Genomic DNA, 3,232 nt, shown 5'->3' on the forward strand with positions numbered 1-3,232 from the left:
GACATCGGGCTTGATGAACTGCATGGTGTCGTAGATCGCCAACCCGGCGGTGACGGCACCGCCCGGGCTGTTGATATAGAGATGGATGTCCTTGTCCGGATTTTCGGACTCAAGGAACAGCATCTGCGCGACCAGCAGGTTGGCCACCTGATCGTTCACCTCGCCGACAAGGAAGATCACGCGCTCCTTCAGGAGGCGCGAATAGATGTCGTACGAGCGCTCGCCGCGAGCGGTCTGCTCAACGACGATCGGTACCAGGTTGAGGTTTTGGATCGGGTCCATAGCCATGCGTGTCGCTCTCCGGTGTATTGGCCTGAAGAATGCCTCAGGCGTTGACCGGGCGCATCACCTCGTCGAAGCCAAGATTCTGCACAGTGGTGGAGGCGTGATCCGCCACCCATTCTGCGACCTGGTCTTCCATCACGCGATTCTGCAGCCCAGACATCAATTGGGGGTCGCGATTGTACAGTTCAATGACCTTTTCCGGCTCTTCGTAGGTCGAGGCGATGGCGGCCAGCTGCTCGGCCACGCGGCTGCGGTCGATGACCAGGGACTGCTTGCGGGCGATCTCACCCATCAGCAGACCGGCGATGACGCGCTTGCGGGCAACCGGGGTGGCGGCCTCGATCAGCTGCGGCGGAACCTGCTGGCCGCGCGGGATGCTGTTCTGGGCCAGGGCATGCGCCTCGGACTGCACCATCACGTTCGGCACGTCGATGTCCGGGTGGGCATCGGCAAGCTTTTCAGCCACTTCGGACTTCAGGCGGGCCATCAGGGTGGCCTTGAGCTCGCGCTCGAGATTGGCGCGGACTTCCTTGCGGAACTTCTCCAGGTCGCCATCGTCGATGCCGAACAGGGCAACGAATTCGCCGTTTACTTCCGGCAGCTTCGGCTCCTGCACCTTGATGATCTTGAAGTGGCACTGGGCGGTCTTGCCGGCCAGGTTCTCGTTGCGGAAATCCGCCGGGAAGGCCACTTCGGCGTCGAATTCCTCGTCGGCCTTGCGGCCCGTCAGCACTTCATCGAGCGCCTTGAACAGGGTGCCCGAACCCAGCACGCTGCCGGCGCGCTCCAGGCCTTCGGCCGGGAAGCGGTAGTCATCGGCCTGGGCCGAGTACTCGAACATCACGAAATCGCCTTCGGCCGAGGCGCGCTCGACATCGTCGAAGCTGCGGCGCTGCAGGCGCAGGGTCTCGATCATCTTTTCGATGTCGGCGTCGGTCACTTCGGCGACCGGACGGGTCACGGCGAGCGTGGCGACGTCGATTTCCGGGAATTCCGGCATGATTTCGAAGGTGGCCGTGTAGGCGATTTCACCTTCGACCGGACGACCGGTGGTGTCGATCGACGGGTTGGCGATCGGACGCAGGTTTTCCTGGGCGACGGCTTCGCGCAGCGTGCTGCCGATCAGGTCGGAGAGCACTTCACCGCGCACCTGGTCGCCAAAGCGCTGCTGGATCACTGCAGTGGGCACCTTGCCCGGACGGAAGCCCTTGAGGCGCACGGTGCGACCCATTTCGACGATGCGAGCATTCACCTGCGACTCGAAACGCTCCGCGGGGAATTTCACCGTGAGCTTGCGCTCCAGCTTGCCGACGTTTTCAACCGAAACCTGCATGACGTCTCCTGGTGTACCTGTAAGTGCGCCCGTCAAAGGCGCGTGGCGGCCCGGGGCCGCCTGCAAAAAGAAAAACTCAAGGGATGGTGCGAAAGGAGGGACTCGAACCCTCACGGGGTTACCCGCTGGAACCTAAATCCAGTGCGTCTACCAATTCCGCCACTTTCGCATCAGAACTACTAAGAGGAAGTTTCCGTAAGCATCGGATTTCCAAGGGAATAGACGGGCAAAATGCCCGTACGCCCCGCCCCGCCAGCCTCCGGGCGCTCCGCCCCTAAGTCGATGATTCCCTTACACGAAAGCAGGCCATTTTACGGGTCGCGTGGGGCGCAGCACAAGCGGGCAAGCGCMCTTGCAGAAAGCTCTGATGTGCCGCGTCCCGCGCTGCCTCTAGAGCTCGCGCAGGACGCGGAAGCCGACTCTCCCGCTGCGCACGCTGGCATCGACACCCTGCCGGTAGGCCGAGCGCACCTGTTCGGGCGAGCTGCCCCAGGAACCGCCGCGGACCACACGGGAGCCGCAGCCCGGATTTACCCAGGCGCCACCATCACGCGGCGCGCGAAGATAGCTGTCGTGCCAGCAGTCCTGCACCCACTCCGATACGTTGCCGTCGATGTCATACAGACCAAAGGCGTTGGGCGCGAAACTCATCACCGGGGCCGGGCCCCAGTAGCCGTCCCGATAACCCTGGAACGCATTGCTCCAGCGTCGGCCGCTGGGCGAACGATCTCCCGAGCCGGTGAGATTCTCGACCTTGCCGCTGGGCGTCCCGTCTCCCCACCAGTAACGGGAGGTGGTCCCGGCACGCAGGGCGTATTCGAATTCCGCCTCGCTGGGCAGACGATAGGTTTTGCCGCTGCGCTGGCTCAACCAGTCCACGTAGGCCTTGGCGTCGCTCCACGACACATTGACCACGGGAAGCCGGCTATCGGCATTGCGGCCGGCGTAGTCGTCCTGCCAGCTGGCGCTGGTGTCGTCGCGCATCGCGCCGGTGCCCTCGTCATAGACGCTCGCCCCGCCGAGCTTGATCGAGTCGGGCTGATAACCGCTGGCGCGGACGAATTCGCGGAACTGTCCCACGGTGATCGACGTGCGCGACAGCGCAAAGCCCTTGCCGATGCTGACTTCGTGCTGCGGCGTCTCGGCATCTTCCCGGCCAGCCTCGTTGTCGGGCGCGCCCATCTGGAAGCTGCCGGTGGGAATGACCACCATCGAGGGCGTCTGGCCAGGCATGTCGGCAAACCGGTCGGTGAAGACCTGTCCCGGTTTGTAGCTGGCATACAGGCGCACATTGGTAATGCGCTCGCCAAATTCGTCGAGCCCGGCCAGATCGGGACTGATCGCCTTGGCCTGGTCGGCCAGTTGCTGAGCCATGGTCAGGTTGCCCGAGTCCAGCGCGGACCGCGCCTGCCCAAGCAATCCATTGGCCCGGGCCACGCGCATGGTATCGACGCGCGTATGCACATCGCGCATGGCGGGAGAGTCCGGTGCGATTTGCGCCGCCTCTGTCAGTGCCTGGTCGGCCGCCTTGAAGTCGTTTTGCGCCACCGCCGCCAGGGCGCGGTCGAGTACGGCGCGCTGCACCTGCAGGGTGCCCTGGGCGGCCTGCTATGG

At 64.0% G+C, this 3,232-nt stretch carries 3 protein-coding genes and 1 tRNA gene; all 4 read right to left on the reverse strand.

Annotated elements, in window-relative coordinates; genetic code table 11:
* Window positions 1-288: ATP-dependent Clp protease proteolytic subunit (locus AC1DMG_RS21150; protein WP_477181054.1), on the reverse strand; the 288-nt coding region annotated here is incomplete at its 3' end.
* A gap of 37 nt (window positions 289-325) precedes the next feature.
* A complete protein-coding gene (gene tig / locus AC1DMG_RS21155; protein ID WP_441603212.1) occupies window positions 326-1,618 on the reverse strand; it encodes a trigger factor in 1,293 nt (430 codons plus the stop codon).
* Between the two features lie 84 nt (window positions 1,619-1,702).
* Window positions 1,703-1,787, reverse strand: a tRNA-Leu gene (locus AC1DMG_RS21160).
* A gap of 221 nt (window positions 1,788-2,008) precedes the next feature.
* Window positions 2,009-3,202 carry an SUMF1/EgtB/PvdO family nonheme iron enzyme gene (locus AC1DMG_RS21165; protein ID WP_477181055.1) on the reverse strand — a complete coding sequence of 398 codons (1,194 nt, stop codon included), beginning with the start codon at window positions 3,200-3,202 and terminating at the stop codon, window positions 2,009-2,011.
* Window positions 3,203-3,232: the final 30 nt, after the last annotated feature.

This window comes from Dyella sp. 01N36, assembly GCF_056399745.1.